The following is a 19,799-nucleotide window of genomic DNA, read 5'->3' on the forward strand; positions in this document are numbered from 1 at the left end:
GAAAATAATCTGCTTACCCTTAGGTAAGCAAGCTACATCTGCATTAAAAAATCTGTTTTCTCTCCATAAGGAAATTAATTTATGGAATCTCTAGATATAAAATGGATTAGATCGCAATTTCCCGCATTAAACCAAACCATTAACGGAAAACCAGCGATATTTTTTGATGGACCTGGAGGAACTCAAGTTCCGGGTGCAGTTTTGGATAATATCAATGATTATTTAGTTAGGTCTAATGCTAACGCTCATGGTTACTTTACCACCAGTGCGCGAACAGATGCGGTAATTAATTCTGCCAGAGCAGCGATCGCCGATTTTTTAGGATGCGATCATGATGAAGTTGTATTTGGTGCAAATATGACTTCTCTCGCTTTTAGTGTCAGTCGTGCGATCGCTAGAGAATTACAACCAGGTGATGAAATTATTGTCACAAAATTAGATCACGCTGCTAATATTTCTCCCTGGGTTGCTTTAGAAGAAAAAGGTGTAAATGTTCAATTTGTTGATATCAATATTTCAGATTGTACCCTAGATTTAAATGATTTAGAAACCAAAATTAATGAAAAAACAAAATTAGTTGCCGTCACCTATGCTTCTAATGCTGTGGGAACAATTAATGATATTGCAAAAATAGTCAAATTAGCCCATAGTTTTGGGGCTTTAGTTTTTGTTGATGCTGTGCATTATGCGCCCCATGCACCGATAAACGTCCATCATTTAGATTGTGATTTTCTCGCGTGTTCAGCTTATAAATTCTTTGCGCCCCACCTTGGTATTTTATACGCCAAAAAAGAACATTTAACCCGATTTTCTCCCTATAAAGTTAGACCTGCATCTAATGAAGTTCCATCGAGATGGGAAACAGGAACATTAAATCATGAAGGTTTAGCGGGGTTAGTAGCAACAATTAATTACTTAGCTAAATTAGGTTGTCACGTTTCCCCAACTTTAGATAATGAATTACTGGAATCTTTAATAGCAGCAGATAGAGAAGGTTTAACTACTTTTCATTGTCCTCGGTTTTTAACTTCAGAAACACCAGAAAACCATGAATTAGCATCAGCTTATCATAGTCGTCGTGCAGCTTTGTTAGCAGCAATGACAGCGATTCAACAATATGAAAGAGAATTAAGTAAAAAATTGATTGATGGGTTGTTAGAAATTCCTGGAATTAAGATTTATGGAATTACAGAACCGGAAAAATTTAACTGGAGAACTCCCACAGTTTCCATCACAATTGAAAGTAAAAAATCGGCAGAAATAGCGAAGTTTTTAGGAGAACAGGGAATATTTACTTGGCATGGAAATTTCTATGCTATTGAACTGACAGAAAAGTTAGGTGTAGAAACATCAGGAGGGTTATTAAGAATTGGATTAGCACACTATAATACTGTAGATGAAATTGGGGAACTTTTGCAAGTTTTAAACTGTTAATAACTCAAATATCCCCCTTAATAAGGGGAGCATCCCAATTTTGAAAAAATAAACACAGCCACACTAAAAAATCTCTTAAACTCTCTTACCTTTGTGTCCTTTGCGCCCTTTGCGGTTCAATCATATTAAACCTAGTATAATTTTCTGCCGTTAGATAAAAATAAATTTACACATTTAGGATGATTTTCTTATTTATCCTTCACCATTATTTTGACGGTGGTTTGCAGCTTGCAATAACAAAGATTCAGCAAAAGCGATCGCCTGATTTGCAGATTTTCCACCCGCTAACTGTGCTAATTCATCCCGACGGGTTTTTAAATTATCCAAACTGGTAACTCTCACGACGGTTCTTTGTTCAGTGTTACCATTTTTATTAATTACTTGTTTATCAACTCGAAAATGACGATCTGCCATTGCCGCAACTAAAGGTTGATGAGTCACACATAAAACTTGTTGATTTTGACTTAATTGATGTAATTTTTCCGCAATAGCTTGGGCAACTCTACCAGATACACCCACATCAATTTCATCAAATATCATTGTTTCCGCCCCATCTTGTTGATTAAAACAAGCTTTTAAAGCTAGTAAAAATCGGCTCATTTCCCCACCAGAAGCAATTTCTGTTAACGGTTGAATAGGTTCACCGGGGTTAGGACTAAACATAAAAGTGATTTTATCTGCACCCATAGCAGTGGGAGAAGTCGGTGTAATTTCCACTTGAAATTTGACCTTTTCCATTGCTAAAGGTTTGAGTTCAGCTAATAAATGAGATGCTAAATTAGCCGCAGTTTGCCGACGTAGTTGGGTTAATTGTTGACTGATTTGGTTAAGATATTGTAAACCAACTTGTTCTTGTTGTTCTAAACTTTCTATAGATTGTTCTTGGTTATTAAGTTCAGCTAATTCTATTTGAATGCGTTGATAATATTCAATAGCTTCTGTGAGAGTTGGTCCATATTTTCGACAAATTTGTTTTAATTCTCGGATGCGTTCTTCTACTTCTTCTAATCTTTGCGGATCAGCTTCTAAACTTTCGCCATAAATGCTAATTTGTCTACCCACTTCCATCACTGTAGCGACTGCATCCCGCACTAATTCTAAAATCGGTTGCAGTTGGGAATCAAATTCAACAATATGATTTAATATAGTTTCACTATCACCTAATAAATCAGCAGCAGTGGGAGATTCGGCATCATTTTGATATAAAGATTGATAAATTTTATAACTCATTTGTTGCAAATCAACAACATGATTTAACCTCTCTCTTTCCTGGGTTAATAGTTCCATTTCCTGCGGATCATCAAGATTTGCTGCACTTAATTCCTGAACTTGATAGGTGAGTAAATCGAGTTGTTGTAAGCGTTCTCTTTCCGAAGTGCGGCGTTTTTCTAAAGTTTGGTATGCTTGTTGATAGGCACTATAAGCAACAGAAACCTGTTGACGTTTTTGAATTAAATCATCACCACCATATAAATCTAACCAATCTCGCACTTGTGCAGATTGTCCCACTTGTACAGTTTGACCTTGGGCAGTAATTTCTACTAGGCGATCGCGCAAATTTCCCATCATTTGCCGATTTACCAACACCCCATTTACCCGTGATCGACTGCGGATATTATTGTTATTTGCGGTAATTTCTCGACTAATAATTATTGAATTATCATCAATTAAATCAATTTCTTGTTCACTTAACCAAGCCGATAAAATTGCATTAACACTAAAAGTCCCTTCTACTAAAGCGCGACTTGTTCCAGTGCGAATCACACGACTAGAAATTTTACCACCTAAAATCGCATCAATCGCATCTAAAATGATTGACTTTCCCGCGCCGGTTTCACCGGTTAAAACATTCAAACCAGCACCAAATTCTAATTCTAACTGGTCAATGAGGGCAAAATTTTCAATTCTGAGACACAGCAACATCAGGCCACAATCTCCGTGAAGGTAAATGCCGGATTTTTAGAATACTTCTTAATTTTATCCCTATCCAACCGATAATGTATAGATGGTGATTCTTTAAGTAGCAGGTTAAGTAACTAATGTTACTAAGTTGGGCTGAATAGGATTTACAGGATTAAAGAATCAACCTAAGAATTACTCACAGAATACTCCACTGAACAAGGGTTATCAATACGTTTGGAAGCATCTAATATTTCAATGCCAATAATATTTCCAGATTCGTCATAATCTAAAATAACTCCTGGTTTTTCTTCATCACTTTCTTCAACTTGTACATCACTGAATATAATTCTTAAAACATCAACTTCTGCATTGTATGTGATTTTCATAATTCTCTCCAGTATTTCTCAATTTTGCTAGTGCGATAAACAGTAATTACAACTGTAGGATCAACATCATCTGCCACAATAACACGCAGTAAGAAAAGTTTACCAGTACCAAAATCAATTTTTGATTGATATACTTTGCGTCCTTCTTTTTCAAGAAGAATTTGTTGAGGATTTTCTAAAACCGATTCAACTAAAGAAACAGAAATTTTTCGGCGTTCCATTTCTGTTTGTGCGTGACGAGAAATCTGGTATCTCATTTCATATCTATCTATATTAATGTTATAACCAACTTTTTGCTAATTCAAGAATAAACATAATTGAATATATAGGTTAGATTTTAGCAATGTTCCTAAAATCAATTATAGCCTCAACCTGTTCATCCTTAAATCCCATAAATCTTGACTTTGACAACTACAAACCCAAAGTCCTACCCAGAAAACCCGCAACATCAAAGTAACGAGTATCACCCACAGTCTGGTATTTCAACACCGTTTTTAACCCATTTTCTGCTGGTGCAGATTCCCATACATGAGATTGAAAATTTACCTGATTTACACCACCACGTAAAGCTTCATTTAACACCCTTCCCACCAGTTTACCCTGTGCCGGAACTTGTAAATTTAACACTTTCGCCAAAGTTACAGCCACATCTGCATTACTTACCGGTGCTTCATCTACATACTGCTGTTTAAAATCTGGTCCGATAGCAGTCATGTTATTAAAAGTATCCGCACGGCTAAAACTTCCGTGCATTCCCTGACCTTGTTGTAAAGTAGTATCAGCTACAACCACACCGCAAGCTGTGGGTACACCACAACCCGTATCAAAAGAACGGAAATTAACAACTATTGAAGGTGTAGGAGTGCGTGATTTTCCTTGTAATTTGATTGCACTTAAAGGTAATGTACCGGGGATTTTTCCTAAAGCATCATTGACAAACAAACCACTTACATAATCTTGTTTGAGGAGAGAATTAACAATTTTTTGGACGTAATCTTTTTGATTTTCATTGTTTGGCAAATCAGGTAAATAAATTAAATCAGAACCACCATTACCAGCAATAACTATCTCTGAATTTTGCGAATCTTTGCCTAAAATACTATTAGTAGTATTAGTAGAAAATTGTCCTTGTGTCGGTTCAACTATTGAATTTTCCTGATCTGGGTTAAATAAAGCAAGTTCTAAATCATGTGCTAAATCAATTCCTAAAAAACCAGGAGGTAAAAAACCAGCAGGGACATTTTCATAACTGAGACTTGCTGCATAACTAGTTTTACTTTCTTTACTAATGGTAGAAAAACCATGATCCGCAGTCACAAATATATTTGTGTTTTTTGCCAAATCTAATTTTTTTAAAGTAGCGATAATCTGCGCTAAATTATTATCTACATTGCGTTTTGCAGCTTGAACAGTAGAACCATTGATACCAGGAACAAGTTGATTTAAACTATCACCGTGATTGTGTTGTGTTCCATCTGGATCACGTGACCAATAAACCAAAACAAAAGGTTTTTTTCGTTGTTTAAATAGAGGTAAAATCACCTTAGTTGTCGCATCTACAAAATATTGCTGTTGTTTAATATTGGCAACTTTTGCACCGGGATTTTGACTATCACCAGCTTTACCATTTTCACCCCGTGATGGTGTAATTAAAGGTAGGGAATTTTGGGTTAATAATTTGCTAATTTCCTCACTCAGAGGTATTCCTGTTGATGTACCAGTAGCGTCATCAATAATAATTGTCGGTTTACCCGTTTCTTGAGTGATATCTTGAATTAAAACAGGACCTAATTTACCTACCGCCGCAGTGCTAAAACCTGATTTTTTCGCTATCGCTAAAAGACTAATTTCATTTAAGAAATTATTACCAAATTGTTGGTTAACTTCTCTGAGAACTGCGTCATTTTCTAAAAATGGAACTATGGTATTTTTCGCGCTTTTAACTGGTACATTAACTTTAATATTATTGCTAAAATCTCCTGTATCACCTAAATAATGACCTGTAGCAATCACAGAAGCATTAGCTGTGGTAAAAGTAGGAAATAGAGAATGAGAGTTAACAAAATTTACACCTTGTTCTTTAATTGACTGTAAAGTGGGTGTATCCGTAGCATTTACAGTCATGGGACGTAAACCATCAGTCACAAAAATAACTGCATTGTGTGGTTGAGGTGGTTTAGCAAATACTTGAAAACCAATAAAAACAGCAATTAAACAAACTAATAAAATAACCCAGCGATCACCTTGTGTAAAAATCCTCATTATCTTAGTGATTTTTAGGACATGAAGATTTTACAACCTATAGCATCAAATAATACTTAAATTTCTGTAAAGAATCATAAGATTAAATAATATTAAGATCCCCGACTTCTTTAAGAAGTTGAGGATCTGAGGAATTACGCAAGATTAAAAATTAATAATAAGAAAAAACCGCAAATCACAAGTTTAAAAAATTAACAAACAGTTTGGCGAGTCTTTTCTGTATTGATAGGTTTAACGAGGTAAAGCTTCAACATATACCACACAATATTCATCACCAAAGGAATTTTTTGGAAGAACTTCTCAATTACAGATTTGTTACTGTTTTTGAGATCAATCAATTTCTGATTATTGATCGCACATTGTTCCAAATTCCAGAAGAAATAGGGATGATTTGTATTGAGAATCACAGGAAAAGCCCTAGCTGCGGTTTTGTTGGTTTCTGTGATCACTTGACTATTGTATTTACGGGGATGAATTCCTAAAATTTCATAAAAATTCGCCCGTTCAAAAACTGTCATAGTATGGGTGACAAACACAGTTAATAGGAAAAAACGCACCCATAAACGTGCTTTCCAATTATTCCATAAATGAGGTTGAGAACGTAACAAAGCCTTGAAAAAGTCACCATGTCTATTCTCATCCTGACACCAGCTTTCAAACTTCCTAAATAAAGGATAAAATTGAAATTCTGGATGCTTTTCGATATGGCGATATACCAAAATATAACGCCAATAACCAATTTTCTCCGATAGGTAAACTGTATAAATTACCCATTCTGGAGGGAAGAAAGTATAAGTCCGGTTTTTAGTAAGATAACTCAAGTCAAGGGATAAATTAAAATCCGCCATTGACTTGTTTAAAAAACCCGCATGACGGGCTTCATCCCGTGCTAAATATTCAAATGCTTCAGAGAGTAAAGGATTACTGTCTTTGATACGACGAGATAATTCTTTAAACAATAAAAACCCGGAAAATTCCGAAGTACAAGACCGTTCTAGAAAGTCAATAAAGGCAAGTCTTTTTTCTCCCTGAATGTGATCCCAAGACTGTTTAAATTCATCATCTCTGATAAAATGATGACGGTTATAATCTGCCTTGAGTTCATCAACTACAGACCTGATTTCTTCTTCATAACCGGAAATATCCATTTTCGCCACAGCATCAAAATCTGTGGTATAAAATCGGGGTGTTAATAATGTTTCTTGAACAGGTGCTTTGACACCTGGTTTCAACAACTCAACTGGGGGAGTTTCCAAAGACTTAACCATGATACTCCTTTTGCTATTTTATCCTTGTAGAATTATCTAAACATAAATAGTAATGAGTAGTCATCAGTTAAATTATTGAAAGTAATTTGTACAAAATCATCTGAGATAATTTAGCAATTACAGAAAATTTTTATGTCATTTTTTCTATATTTAATTACTCGTTTTTGCTTTTGCTGCTAGTGATGGATACTTACCAACTTCTATTAAAAACTGTCTTTCTTGAATCCGATCATCATTGTTAAAATCTAAAATACGTGCTGTTACTTCACCAATATCTGTTAATGGTTGAATCACAGCTTCCTCAAGTCGAAAATGATCACCCCAGAAGTCTCGACGGGGATTAAAAAATCTCACCAGTTCACCATTTCGCCAATTAATTGAACCTAAATCTGTACCTTTTTGCAAATTACAAAAAACACACGCATAACAAAGATTATCCTCTGTGCTTGTTCCACCGTGTTTAACACTAATAATATGGTCAACTTGACAAGATAAGGTATCTTCCTCTGAAATTAGACAATATTCACAGATATTTCCAGCACGTTCCACAACTAACCGTCTTGTTTCTAAATTAATGTAAGTACGAGACATTTTATTTACCCTCAGTGTTGATATATTTATGGGCTTTAGCTTTTGCTAATCTAATAACGTGTTCTAAATTCAAAAAAATATCTAACTCCCGTTTTTCTTCTTTGGTGAGTTGATTATTTTTCGCTTTGTCAATTAAATCTTCTAAACGGTTTTGTGCTGTTTCTGAAAGGTGGAAATTAATTAGACTTTCGGGAGTAGTACCAGCAGCGAGAAAATCTATAAATTCGTCGTAGACTGTAATGGTTTTGACAGATGTACTCATAGTTGTATTCTTTTTTATTATTTTAACTGTTATTTACAAGTATATACATAAAATTCAGTAATTATTTTAAATCCCAGTAAATTTATTTGTCAATACAAAAAATAGAGTAATTTTACTCAATAAAATATAAAATATCATCAAATCCTGAATATCGTTATATTTAAAAGTCTAAAGAAATATAAATATCTTTATATTAATAAGAAGATTGATAGTTAAATATTTTGTAAGAGTAAAAATAACCCTGATCTTTAGCAGCAGTGGTATTTGCTGGATAGATTAGTGGATCACCCCATAAACCCAGAATAGTCATTTTTTCCTGTTGACATCGACTGTGAACTGGTAAACGAGTCGATGACTATTGAGCAAATTTGGCGCTTGAAAATGAAGGAAGCAACAATGAGTAATAATTTAGCCATCAAACTGCGTTCTGGTACTCAACAAGCTCATACAGATGCAGAAAATGTCGGTTTTATGAAATGTTTTGTTCAAGGAGTTGTAGACAGAGAATGCTTTAGTAAATTTTTGAGTAATCTGTATTTTGTTTACAGTGAACTAGAATCAGCAATTGAGAAGCATAAACAACATCCTGTAATTAGTGTAATGTATTTTCCCGAACTAAATCGCCAAGCATCTCTAGAACAAGATATGTTATTTTATCATGGTAATCTCTGGCGGAATTTCATTACACCATCAACAGCAACTCAAAAATACCTGGCGCGTATTCACCAACTTTCTACCCATGAACCTGCTTTATTATTAGGTCATGCCTATACTCGTTATATGGGTGATCTTTCCGGTGGACAAATGCTACAAAAAGTGGCTCAGTCAGCTTTGAAATTGTCCGGTTATGAAGGAACTGAGTTTTATAACTTTGCCCAAATTCCCGATAAACAGGCATTCAAAAATAAGTATCGGCAAGCATTGGATAATGTGCCTGTTGATGATGTGATGGCTGATAAAATTGTAGCAGAAGCTAACCATGCTTTCTACTTAAATATGGAGATAATTAAAGAGTTAGAACCAATTTTAATGCAAGCATTAGGTCGAGCTACATATAACGACCTAGTTTGATATTTTCACTCTGTAAATTACCTGTAAACTAACAAAAACCCTCTCCTACTCTTCTTACTTCGCGTACTTTGCGTACTTTGCGGTTTATTTCCAACAATAGTATTCACCACCAAACAAGTTTGTGTAGTCGTGAATTCTATACCCCACAAAAGCAGATAGTATTTTACAGCTATTTTCAGGTAAATAAACCACATTTTGATTTAGGTTTCGCGTCAACAATGTAGGGGCGTTCGCGAAGCGTGCTGGAAGCATCAGCATTCGGATGATAGTCTTAGGTAAAAACCGATAATTAATTGTCCGAATGCTTCGCCCTGACTGTGGTCTAAAGACATGAAAACTGCTGTAAATCAAAACCGGGTTTCTTGCAGTAAGTCCTAGCTATTTAGTTTCACTTTAGTTTCATTATTTGAAGCTAAACATACAAATGTTTTGGCAATTGGTAACAAAAGATAAATATCAACCTATTGCCAATCTACAAATTCCCACCCAACTCAAACCCAATTCAAACTTAGTGCAACTACTAGGCATTCAATTAACAGTAATTCGGAGGTTTTGATGGTCTTTCTATTACCTGGTGTCAAATTCGATTTGGACCTGATCAAAAAGTATGACACCCGCGCACCCAGATACACTAGCTACCCACCCGCTACAGAATTAACTGAAACATTTACCGCCCAAGACTTTGAAAGAGCCATCATTAATTCTAATCAACGTCAAACGCCCCTATCTTTATATTTCCACATTCCTTTTTGCCAGAGTGCTTGTTATTTCTGTGGCTGTAATACGGTGATTTCTGGCAATAAGAATATTGCCAAACCTTATCTACAAAATTTAGCGCAGGAAATCCAAAATACCAGCGAATTAATAGATACCAGCCGCAAAGTTTTGCAAATTCACTGGGGTGGTGGAACACCAAATTATTTGGAAATGCAGCAAGTTGAATTTTTGTGGGATAAGATTAATCGTTATTTCACTATTGATGAAAATGCAGAAGTTTCTATTGAAATTAACCCCCGTTATATCAGTAGAGAATATATTCTATTTCTCAGAAATATTGGCTTTAATCGCATTAGTTTTGGTATCCAAGACTTTAACCCAGAAGTACAAAAAGCCGTTAACCGTATCCAACCAGAAAAAATGTTGTTTGAGGCAATGGATTGGATTAGAGAGGCTAATTTCGCTAGTGTAAATGTAGATTTAATTTATGGTTTACCCTACCAAAATCTACATACTTTTAGAGAAACTGTCACAAAGACAATTGCTCTAGATCCTGATCGAGTTGTGGTGTTTAATTTTGCCTATGTACCTTGGATGAAACCTGTACAAAAAAGAATTGATCCGGCTACATTACCCGGCGCTCAGGAAAAGTTAGATATCCTGAAAATGACCATTGAAGAATTAACAAATAACGAGTATTTGTTTATCGGTATGGATCATTTTGCGAAAACTAATAATGAATTAGCGATCGCTCAACAAAATGGTACTCTCAAACGCAACTTCCAAGGTTATACAACTCACGCAGAAACCGAACTTTTTGGTTTTGGTTCTACATCTATTAGTATGTTAGAAGATGCCTATGCTCAAAACCATAAAGGTTTAAAGGACTATTATCAAGCTGTAACAGCAGGTATTCTTCCCACCAGTAAAGGCATTAAATTAACCCAAGATGATATCATCAGACGGGATGTAATTATGTCTATTATGTCTCACTTCCAGTTACATAAATCAGACATTGAAAAGAAATATCACATCAATTTTGATGGATATTTTGCCCAGGAACTAGAAGAATTAAAACCTCTGGAAGATGATGGACTGGTCAATTTATTAGCCGACGAAATCCAAATTACCGATACTGGTAGATTATTAGTGAGAAATATCGCCGTTAACTTTGATACTCATAGCAGAATTAAAGAAACAAAATTCTCTCGTGCTATTTGAGTATGGTAATTGGTAATTGGTGATTGGTAATTGGTAATTGGTAATTGGTAATTGGTGATTGGTAATTTGTAATTCGTTAAATACCCTAATTATCTAATAATTGGGGTATATTTTTATGTTGATGGCATTAACAGGAATTAACAATTATGATAGCTTGAATCCTTTATCTACAACTTTTGATTTAAATAAATATATCAACAGGTAGAAAAAATTATCTTTCAATACTAATAAATTTGATACAGTATAAACTATAGAGGTAATCGGCAATGATTAATATTATTGCTTGGATAATTTTAGGACTATTAGCTGGTGCGCTTGCCAAAGCTGTTTATCCTGGTCATCAAGGCGGTGGCATTGTCTCAACAATAATTTTAGGTATTGTAGGTGCTTTTATCGGTGGAACTTTATTTACACTCCTCCGCACTGGTACTCTACAATTTGCGTCTGCAACTTTAAGTATTCCCGGTCTTTTGGTGGCAATAATTGGCGCGATACTTGCGATTTATTTATGGACGCTATTCCAAAGAAGTAGCCGAGCCTAAATTCAATTTTAGATTTTGGATTTTAGATTTTAGATTTTAGATTTTGGATTTTGGATTTTGGATTCGGGATTTTGGATTTTGGATTTTAGATTTTGGGTTTTGAAGTTGGAAATTTGAATTAATTGTTTGGAAATTTGAATTAATTGTATTGTATGTTTTTTCACAAAAAAGAACCGATTCATTTTGTCAAAGTTGATGAACCTAACCCCCGCTTTGCTCAATTACTTCTAGAGCAATTTGGCGGTGCAACTGGAGAACTCACAGCCGCTTTGCAATATTGGGTGCAATCTTTTCATGTAGAAAATCCTGGTATTCGGGATATGCTCCAAGATATTGCCATTGAAGAATTTGGTCATTTAGAAATGGTTGGTAAACTCATAGAATCTCATACAAAAAATACCGACCAAACCGAAGTTTACAACAGCACTCTTTTTGCTATTCGCGGAATAGGACCTCATTTTCTTGATAGTCAAGGTCATGCTTGGACTGCAAATTACTTGAATGAAGGTGGTGATGTAGTTCGAGATTTACGGGCGAATATTGCCGCAGAAGCTGGCGCAAGGCAAACTTATGAGGAGTTAATTAAACTGGCAACAGATCAAGGAACTAAAAATACTTTAGTGCATTTGTTAACAAGAGAAATTTCGCATACCCAAATGTTTATGAAAGCTTTGGATTCTTTGGGTAAGTTGACTGATCCTATGTTTGGTAATGTTCAACCAGATGAAACTGTTTCTCTTTATTACAACTTATCTACAAATGGAACTGAGCCAGATCAACGAGGTCCTTGGAACTCTGAACCAACATTTAATTATGTCGCTAATCCTTTAGAACGTCGAGCTTAATAAATAGTCGAGTTTTCGTAGGTTGGGTTAAGCGATAGCGCAACCCAACAAAAGCCTATCAATGTTGGGTTTCCTAACGTCAACCCAACCTACATAATTCTATTTTTTGGGCTTAACCGAAAAGTATTGACTCTGAACCAACATTTAATTATGTGGCTAATCCTTTAGAACGTCGAGCTTAATAAATAGTTGGCAAATTGTAATTTAGAGCAGGAGTCAGGAGTCAGGAGTCGTAGGGGCGAAGCATTCGGGCAACCAATTATCAATTTTATGAAAAGGCTATTTTCCTGTAAGGGCGAAGCATTCGGGCAACCAATTATCAATTTTATGAAAAGGCTATTTTCCTGTAAGGGCGAAGCATTCGGGCAACCAATTATCAATTTTATGAAAAGGCTATTTTCCGAATGCTTCGCCCCTACTTCGCCCGTACAGGAGTCAGGAGTCAGGATCAAGACTTAGTTTTTCTCACCTAGTCACCAGTCACCAGTCACCAGTCACCAGTCCCCAGTCCCCTGTCACCTCTCAACTACTGACTTTGCTATTACCCCTAACTGCAAACCAGGGGGAAAAGTCCCTTCTTCTTTAATCCGCTTTATTTCCCCTTCGCTAATTTGCAAATTTAACTCTTGTGCTAAACACTTGACAGTATCTCCCCTATCAATCACGCCAGCTACTGTACCTGCGGGAGAAAGTACGGTGATTTGGGGTAGCTGCTCGTTTTCTAGTTTGTTGATAACGTCTGCTAAAGAAGTTGATTCGCTGACAGTGGGTATTGTGTTCAGAGGATGAACAATAGTTTGCAAAGTTTCAGTTTCCCACTGACTTCTTTCCGTGATCCGCAAATCATCAATTTTCACTAAACCCCGATAACGTCCATCGGATGCAGCAAAATAAGTATGTGCAATGTGTGATGTATGGGGAAAAGATGTATCTAAAAGATATAAGTCCGCAAACTCCCGTAATGTTTTATTTGCGTCAACTACGCGAAAATCACGAGTCATCGCGTCAACTGCTTGGAGTTTAATCAGAGTTTCTTGCAGGGTGGTAACATTGTCATAGGTATTGGCATTACGAATTGCAAACCAACCTAATAATACAATCCACAAACCTGTTACCAATTCCTGGGTAAAGAAATCTAGAGCAAATCCGCAAGCGATCGCACAATAACCTAAAATTTGTCCAGACTTAGCCGCCCAATGTACTGCTTGAAAGCGATCGCCTGTAACTTTCCACAGTGCTGCTTTTAATACCTGTCCCCCATCCAAAGGTAAACCAGGAATCAAGTTAAATAAAGCCACAACCAAGTTAATTCTTGCTAAATCCCTGACCATAACATTTAATAATGTAGTATCAGGAATCACTTGATAACCTAGAGTTAACAACAAAAACAGGATAATACTTACCGCAGGACCAGCGATCGCCACTTGAAAAGCTTTACCTGGAGTTTTTGACTCTTCCTCTATCGCTGCAATACCACCAAAGAAAAACAGCGTAATCGAATTAACTTTAATTCCTTGGGACTGCGCCACTAAACTATGCCCCAACTCATGCAACAGCACAGAAGTAAATAACAGCAGTGCCATTACCAGTCCTGCACTCCAAGCCGTGACAGTTCCCCATTCTTGGTAAGCAACCCCAAAATTTAAAGTTGCCAACCCAACAATTACAAACCATAGGGAGTCCAAAAACAAAGGAATGCCAAATAAAGATCCAATTTGCCAATTTTTTTGCATTACATCAATTTATTTATATATTTCTTATATTTCTCACCATAGCAGAAGGCAGGGGAAGTAGGGCAGGTAGGGGAGGTAGAAGTTATTAATTATTAATTATCAATTATCAATTATCAATTATCAATTATCAATTATCAATTATCAATTATCAATTATCAATTATCAATTATCAATTATCAATTATCAATTATCAATTTTCCATTGTCTCATAGTCACCAGTCCCCAGTCACCAGTCACCAGTCCCCAGTCACCAGTCCCCAGTCCCCAGACATAAAAAAGCGGTAAGTAAGTTAATGTTTACCTACCGCCGAATTTTTAAGTTACTCTCTAGTAAAAGAGCATTAAATTAAACTTATAAACGACCGATGTTAGTCAGTCCTAAAACAATACCAATACCAATTACATGACCAAAAGCCATTGCACCGATAAAACCTGCTACACTTACGGGAAGTAAAGGCATTTGGGGTCCTACTTTGGGCGCTTTACTTGCCAAACTGAGTAAAAGTACCACCAAACAACTGGCACTGATAATAATACCAACTGTAGGACTCCACTCAGGTGTAGCGGGTACGGATGCTGCTGCTAATAAAATAGATGATAACAAGATGTATTCTCCTATTATGAAAAATGAATCCAAACCTACAAAATTATAGAATTAGCTAGGACAAAGCAAAAGTTTTTCCTTTAAATTAATGTACTTTTGTAATTATTTTTAATTTCCCCCGTCATTTATTAAACTTATCTCACACTTAAATGCGAGTTAAAATTTGCGGAATTACTCAACCACAGCAGTCTTTAGCTATAGCTAACTTAGGTGCAACCGCACTAGGATTTATTTGTGTGCCAACTTCACCACGCTACGTTACCATAGAACAGATACAAGCAGCAGTAGCACCACTACCAGATCATATTGATAAAATTGGCGTTTTTGCCAACAGCAGCATTTTACAAATTAGTGAAACTGTACAAACATCTAAATTAACGGGTGTACAGTTGCACGGAGATGAAACACCAGAATTTTGTGATCAATTACGTCAAATTTTACCAAACATAGAAATTATTAAAGCCTTGCGAGTGAGAAATTTACAACAACTAGAAACCACAGCTAACTATATTGACTATGTAGATACTTTACTATTAGATGCTTACCATCCCCAACAATTAGGAGGAACAGGAAAAACATTAGATTGGGAAATGTTACAAGCTTATAAACCTAGTCGTCCTTGGTTTTTAGCAGGAGGACTAACACCAGATAATATATTAACAGCTTTAAGTCAAATTCATCCCGATGGAATTGATTTATCTAGTGGTGTAGAACGTTCACCAGGAGATAAAGATTTAGATAAAGTAGAGTTATTATTTGCTAGGTTAAAGTCTGTGTGAGTATTCAGCTATCAGTAATCAGTAATCAGTTTACTGAAAGCTGATAAATGAATGATTTTGTCAGCATCAGGACACCCTTCGGGAAATCAAAAGTCAAAAATTAAAAATTAAAAATTAAAAATCCGCGTTCATCTGCGTTCAAATTTTGTCATAATCAGGTGGTTATCGAGTTTCGACTACGCTCAACTACCGCGACTTGTACTGAGCGGTTAGTGAGCGCAGTCGAACTATGTCGAAGTAAGTCGAGATAATATCCAGGATTTAAGGATAGATTACATCAGGTTTTATACTAGTTGTTTTTTGTATTTGATTTGTCGTATATTGAGAATAGGCGATCGCTCAAATCTTGAGGTAGTGATAAAATAGAAAAATCAGGACAAAAATCAGGACAAAAATAAAGACAACCGTGTTTAATTTGGTTCTTCAGTACATAGTATGCCAAACTATTAATTAAACATCAAAAATGTGTTTAAAAATAAAGGCAAAAATGGCAGAAACAAATCACTAAACTTACGCCTGGAAGGGTTGCACAAGCGATGCCTGGGATTTTAGTCAGGGTTTCCACTCCTGCCCAACCGCCAAAACCACGGGGTAAATCTCCCGGCTGGAAGACCGGACAGAACAGACAACGTAGAATTCGCTATCCTATCGTTAAAAAGCGTACTTCACCTTCACGTAAAGCCCAGCCAAAAACTGCTTGATTTCTCATTTTTTGAATTTTTTACTTTGCTTTTTTTCAACTCAGCTTCCCTGAGTCATTTTGTGTTTTTAGTCTAAAGTTCAGTAGTTATACTTAAACGTAGTCTAAAACCTCATAAAACATCAACTACTCATCCCTACACCTAGCGAGAGAGTGTAGAAGAGGCAGGGGAGCAGGGAGCAGAGAACAGGGAAAATTATTTGTATTTTCCCAGTCCCCAGTCACCAATCACCAGTCCCCAGTCACCAATCACCAAAAAATAAGATAATTGTTTTTTTCTAAAGTATTGTTACCAGAGCGTGATATGATTCAACTGACTGAATGTGCAGTCACCCTATTTAGCTGTACTGGTTTCAAGTCCCGTGAGCTTGTCAGAAGAACAAATTGTACCCACTCCGACAACAGAACAAGATACTCAAGCTAGTTCTGAAGAAAAACAGCCAGCAAGCTCCTCCATGCAGGAGTTTTATCAACTCTATCAAGAGTTGTTGGTAATCACGCTTGTGTTAACAGGGGTCATTTTCATCTCTGTTTGGGTTTCCTATTCCCTCAACATTGCTCTAAATTATTTATTAGGGGCGTGTGCAGGTGTGCTTTACTTGAGGATGTTGGCCAAAGATGTAGAGCGATTAGGTACAGAGAAACAAAAGCTGAGTAAAACCAGGTTAGCTTTATTAGTCATCCTGATTTTGTTAGCATCAAAGTTGAAACAACTGGAAATCATGCCCATATTCTTGGGATTTCTCACCTATAAAGCCACACTCATCATCTATGTAGTTAGAGTGGCGTTTATATCTGACTCCACAAAGCTCCGGCAACCTTAAAACGCTCTGTTTCTCCAGTAAGATGAGAGAAGCGATCCAACTAACAAGAAAATGCTGAATTTTCTGAACTTTTACTCCCTTCCATTGGCAGAATTGGAAGTGGGTAAACATCTGTACTGGCAAATAGGCAACTTAAAGCTACATGGACAGGTGTTTCTCACCTCCTGGTTTGTAATTGGCGTATTAACACTGGTTTCCATCTTGGCAAGCAGCAACGTTAAACGCATTCCTAGCGGCATTCAAAACTTGATGGAATTTGCCCTAGAATTTATTCGGGACTTAGCAAAAAACCAGATCGGCGAAAAAGAATATCGCCCCTGGGTGCCATTTATCGGCACATTGTTTTTGTTTATTTTCGTGTCTAACTGGTCAGGGGCATTAGTTCCATTTAAACTAATTCATTTGCCAGAAGGTGAACTGGCCGCTCCCACCAGCGACATTAACACAACAGTTGCCTTAGCACTGTTAACTTCATTAGCTTACTTCTATGCTGGATTCAGCAAGAAAGGCTTAGGGTACTTCGGCAACTATGTGCAACCAGTTTCCTTCATGTTGCCCTTCAAAATTATTGAAGATTTCACCAAGCCTCTTTCCCTAAGCTTCCGTTTATTCGGTAATATCTTAGCTGATGAATTGGTCGTAGGCGTGCTAGTGTTGCTAGTGCCTCTATTTGTACCATTGCCAGTAATGGCCTTGGGATTATTCACAAGTGCTATTCAAGCCCTAATTTTTGCCACCCTCGCCGCCGCCTATATTGGTGAAGCGATGGAAGATCATCATGGCGAAGAGCATGAGGGACATCACTAAACCCCTCAGATGACAAAAGTCAGTCATGAGGTGACAGGTGACAGGTGACAGGTGACAGTTATGAGGTGACAGGTGATGGGTGACAGGTGACAGAAAGTAGTCAACAGTCAACCGAGAGCAGTCAACCAAAAAACAACATCTGATCGCTGAAAGCTGATAACTGATAGCTGACTACTAAACAACTCTACAAGTTCAACAACTAACCACTGTATAAAGTAAGGAAAGAATATCATGGATCCATTAGTTTCTGCTGCTTCCGTATTAGCTGCTGCTCTCGCTGTTGGTTTGGCTGCAATCGGCCCTGGTATTGGTCAAGGTAACGCAGCAGGACAAGCTGTGGAAGGTATTGCTCGTCAGCCTGAAGCAGAAGGTAAAATTCGCGGTACATTGTTGCTCAGTTTGGCGTTCATGGAAGCGTTAACCATCTACGGTCTAGTAGTTGCTCTCGTACTGTTGTTTGCTAACCCCTTCGCATAATTAGTACACAGTCTGAGTACACAGTCTGAGTGCTGAGTGACAAAAATTAGGAGTTAGGAGTTAGGAGTTAGGAGTTGAATTAATGACTCACTAACTCATAACTCATAACATCCACCAATCATAACTCAGGACTACAACCATAGATAGGAACAAGCAACAATGACACACTGGATCACCTTATTGGCAGTAGAAGAAGTTGCCAAAGAAGGGGGCTTGTTTGACTTAGATGCGACTTTGCCCTTGATGGCAATCCAGTTTCTAGTTTTAGCCCTGATATTGAATGCAACTCTCTATAAACCATTGGGTAAAGCCATTGATGGACGTAATGAATATGTCCGTAACAATCAATTGGATGCCCAAGAACGCTTGTCAAAAGCGGAAAAGTTAGCCGAGCAGTATGAACAAGAACTAGCCGGCGCAAGAAGACAAGCACAAGCGATTATTGCCCAAGCTCAAGCAGAAGCGCAAAAAACAGCAGCCCAGAAAATAGCTGCCGCGCAGCAAGAAGCCCAAGCACAAAGAGAAAAAGCAGCTGGTGAAATTGAGCAGCAAAAACAACAAGCTTTAGCTTCCTTAGAAGCTCAGGTAGATGCCCTCAGTCGCCAAATACTAGAGAAGCTGTTAGGTGCTGACTTAATAGGCCAACGCTAACTCGCAGAATTGTCGGGGAAGGGAACAGGGAACACTTCGACAAGCTCAGTGCATCGCAGGGAACAGGGAACAGTGAAGAAAGTAATCACTGAAAACTGACCACTGACCACTGACTACTGACAATAGATTTTGAATTTGGCAGCGCAGTTGTGGATAGAAAATCATGGGGACTTTTGTACTATTGATGGCGGAAGCAGCCGCCGTCGGAGGTGAACTGGCAGAGGGAGCAGAACATAGTGGTTTTGGTCTAAATACTAATATTTTAGAGACCAACCTAATTAACCTTGCCATTATTATTACTGTACTGTTTGTTTTCGGACGTAAGGTTTTGGGTAATACCCTCAAATCTCGTCGAGAAAATATTGAAACAGCAATTAAGAGTGCAGAGCAAAGAGCAGCGTCAGCTGCAAAGCAATTGCAAGAAGCGCAACAAAAGCTAACGCAAGCTCAAGCTGAAGCTACCAGAATTAAAGCTGATGCAGAAGTAAGTGCAAAAACTGCTGGTGAGGCTATTTTGGTTCAAGCTGCTGCTGACATTGAGAAAATGCAAGCTGCTGGTGCGGCTGACTTGAATGCAGAACTAGAGCGCGTAATTTCTCAATTGCGTCAAAAAGTAGTAGCTCAAGCACTGCAAAAGGCGGAAGCTGAACTCAAGACTGGCATTGCTGAGGATGCTCAAAAAACTATTATTGACCGTAGCATCGCTCAATTGGGAGGTTAGAA

22 protein-coding genes are annotated in these 19,799 nt (G+C 37.2%); 13 read left to right on the plus strand and 9 right to left on the minus strand.

All coding sequences use genetic code 11. From position 1 onward, the window contains the following. Positions 1-81: 81 nt before the first annotated feature. The gene (locus H6F47_RS02000) at positions 82-1,434 is read left to right on the plus strand and encodes a cysteine desulfurase-like protein (protein ID WP_190647458.1); all 1,353 of its coding nucleotides are present in this window, start codon (positions 82-84) and stop codon (positions 1,432-1,434) included. Positions 1,435-1,626: 192 nt separating this feature from the next. On the opposite strand, the gene recN is transcribed toward H6F47_RS02000, so the two are convergent. The 7 genes from recN to H6F47_RS02035 all read right to left on the minus strand — a co-directional run bounded on the left by recN (position 1,627) and on the right by H6F47_RS02035 (position 8,105). Continuing rightward, positions 1,627-3,357, minus strand: a complete 1,731-nt coding sequence (gene recN / locus H6F47_RS02005) for a DNA repair protein RecN (protein ID WP_190647460.1) — start codon at positions 3,355-3,357, stop codon at positions 1,627-1,629. Between the two features lie 164 nt (positions 3,358-3,521). Beyond that, entirely contained in the window at positions 3,522-3,722 is a 201-nt protein-coding gene (locus tag H6F47_RS02010; RefSeq protein WP_190647462.1) for a DUF2283 domain-containing protein, read from the minus strand. Continuing rightward, complete coding sequence (locus tag H6F47_RS02015; protein ID WP_190647464.1) at positions 3,719-3,979, minus strand: DUF4258 domain-containing protein; 261 nt, start codon at positions 3,977-3,979, stop codon at positions 3,719-3,721. The genes H6F47_RS02010 and H6F47_RS02015 overlap by 4 nt, the downstream gene beginning before the upstream one ends. Positions 3,980-4,133: 154 nt before the next feature. Continuing rightward, the gene (locus H6F47_RS02020) at positions 4,134-5,984 is read right to left on the minus strand and encodes an alkaline phosphatase family protein (RefSeq protein ID WP_190647465.1); all 1,851 of its coding nucleotides are present in this window, start codon (positions 5,982-5,984) and stop codon (positions 4,134-4,136) included. A gap of 191 nt (positions 5,985-6,175) precedes the next feature. After that, the gene (acsF, locus tag H6F47_RS02025) at positions 6,176-7,252 is read right to left on the minus strand and encodes a magnesium-protoporphyrin IX monomethyl ester (oxidative) cyclase (protein ID WP_137668169.1); all 1,077 of its coding nucleotides are present in this window, start codon (positions 7,250-7,252) and stop codon (positions 6,176-6,178) included. Positions 7,253-7,402: 150 nt separating this feature from the next. Further along, positions 7,403-7,843 (minus strand): HNH endonuclease signature motif containing protein, encoded by a 441-nt coding sequence (locus H6F47_RS02030; RefSeq protein WP_096572342.1) that lies wholly within the window; start codon positions 7,841-7,843, stop codon positions 7,403-7,405. A gap of 1 nt (position 7,844) precedes the next feature. After that, a complete protein-coding gene (locus tag H6F47_RS02035; RefSeq protein WP_096572343.1) occupies positions 7,845-8,105 on the minus strand; it encodes a hypothetical protein in 261 nt (86 codons plus the stop codon). A 396-nt stretch (positions 8,106-8,501) separates the two neighbouring features. On the opposite strand from H6F47_RS02035, the gene H6F47_RS02040 reads away from it, so the two are divergent. The 5 genes from H6F47_RS02040 to H6F47_RS02055 all read left to right on the plus strand — a co-directional run bounded on the left by H6F47_RS02040 (position 8,502) and on the right by H6F47_RS02055 (position 12,501). Continuing rightward, on the plus strand, positions 8,502-9,176 hold the full coding sequence (locus tag H6F47_RS02040) for a heme oxygenase (biliverdin-producing) (RefSeq protein ID WP_096572889.1): 675 nt from the start codon (positions 8,502-8,504) through the stop codon (positions 9,174-9,176). Between the two features lie 424 nt (positions 9,177-9,600). Further along, positions 9,601-9,732 carry a hypothetical protein gene (locus H6F47_RS28355; RefSeq protein ID WP_277877120.1) on the plus strand — a complete coding sequence of 44 codons (132 nt, stop codon included), beginning with the start codon at positions 9,601-9,603 and terminating at the stop codon, positions 9,730-9,732. Beyond that, positions 9,732-11,114 carry an oxygen-independent coproporphyrinogen III oxidase gene (gene hemN / locus H6F47_RS02045; protein ID WP_096572344.1) on the plus strand — a complete coding sequence of 461 codons (1,383 nt, stop codon included), beginning with the start codon at positions 9,732-9,734 and terminating at the stop codon, positions 11,112-11,114. The genes H6F47_RS28355 and hemN overlap by 1 nt, the downstream gene beginning before the upstream one ends. Positions 11,115-11,383: 269 nt before the next feature. Then, positions 11,384-11,656, plus strand: coding sequence for a GlsB/YeaQ/YmgE family stress response membrane protein (locus H6F47_RS02050; RefSeq protein ID WP_096572890.1), 273 nt, complete (start codon positions 11,384-11,386; stop codon positions 11,654-11,656). Positions 11,657-11,808: 152 nt separating this feature from the next. Beyond that, positions 11,809-12,501, plus strand: coding sequence for a manganese catalase family protein (locus H6F47_RS02055; RefSeq protein WP_137668167.1), 693 nt, complete (start codon positions 11,809-11,811; stop codon positions 12,499-12,501). 515 nt (positions 12,502-13,016) lie between these two features. Here H6F47_RS02055 and H6F47_RS02060 read toward each other — a convergent pair. Together H6F47_RS02060 and psaK are read right to left on the minus strand one after the other, a co-directional pair. Further along, complete coding sequence (locus H6F47_RS02060; protein WP_190647467.1) at positions 13,017-14,234, minus strand: site-2 protease family protein; 1,218 nt, start codon at positions 14,232-14,234, stop codon at positions 13,017-13,019. 352 nt (positions 14,235-14,586) lie between these two features. Then, positions 14,587-14,838, minus strand: coding sequence for a photosystem I reaction center subunit PsaK (gene psaK, locus H6F47_RS02065; protein ID WP_096572347.1), 252 nt, complete (start codon positions 14,836-14,838; stop codon positions 14,587-14,589). A gap of 149 nt (positions 14,839-14,987) precedes the next feature. Between psaK and H6F47_RS02070 the strand changes: the two genes are divergently transcribed. The 7 genes from H6F47_RS02070 (at position 14,988) to H6F47_RS02100 (ending at position 19,797) form a co-directional block, all read left to right on the plus strand. Continuing rightward, entirely contained in the window at positions 14,988-15,617 is a 630-nt protein-coding gene (locus tag H6F47_RS02070) for a phosphoribosylanthranilate isomerase (RefSeq protein ID WP_137666145.1), read from the plus strand. A gap of 536 nt (positions 15,618-16,153) precedes the next feature. Further along, positions 16,154-16,318: a hypothetical protein gene (locus H6F47_RS02075; RefSeq protein WP_190347157.1), complete on the plus strand. Its 165-nt coding sequence runs from the start codon at positions 16,154-16,156 to the stop codon at positions 16,316-16,318. Between the two features lie 361 nt (positions 16,319-16,679). Next, positions 16,680-17,141 (plus strand): ATP synthase subunit I, encoded by a 462-nt coding sequence (locus H6F47_RS02080; protein ID WP_096572891.1) that lies wholly within the window; start codon positions 16,680-16,682, stop codon positions 17,139-17,141. Between the two features lie 51 nt (positions 17,142-17,192). After that, positions 17,193-17,948 carry a F0F1 ATP synthase subunit A gene (gene atpB, locus H6F47_RS02085; protein ID WP_096572349.1) on the plus strand — a complete coding sequence of 252 codons (756 nt, stop codon included), beginning with the start codon at positions 17,193-17,195 and terminating at the stop codon, positions 17,946-17,948. Between the two features lie 231 nt (positions 17,949-18,179). Beyond that, entirely contained in the window at positions 18,180-18,425 is a 246-nt protein-coding gene (gene atpE / locus H6F47_RS02090) for an ATP synthase F0 subunit C (RefSeq protein WP_010994186.1), read from the plus strand. Between the two features lie 159 nt (positions 18,426-18,584). Continuing rightward, positions 18,585-19,076 (plus strand): F0F1 ATP synthase subunit B', encoded by a 492-nt coding sequence (locus tag H6F47_RS02095; protein WP_096572350.1) that lies wholly within the window; start codon positions 18,585-18,587, stop codon positions 19,074-19,076. Positions 19,077-19,239: 163 nt separating this feature from the next. Beyond that, the gene (locus tag H6F47_RS02100; RefSeq protein ID WP_096572351.1) at positions 19,240-19,797 is read left to right on the plus strand and encodes a F0F1 ATP synthase subunit B; all 558 of its coding nucleotides are present in this window, start codon (positions 19,240-19,242) and stop codon (positions 19,795-19,797) included. Positions 19,798-19,799: the final 2 nt, after the last annotated feature.

The sequence above is a fragment of the Sphaerospermopsis sp. FACHB-1094 genome (assembly GCF_014696195.1).
Taxonomy (GTDB): domain Bacteria; phylum Cyanobacteriota; class Cyanobacteriia; order Cyanobacteriales; family Nostocaceae; genus Sphaerospermopsis; species Sphaerospermopsis kisseleviana.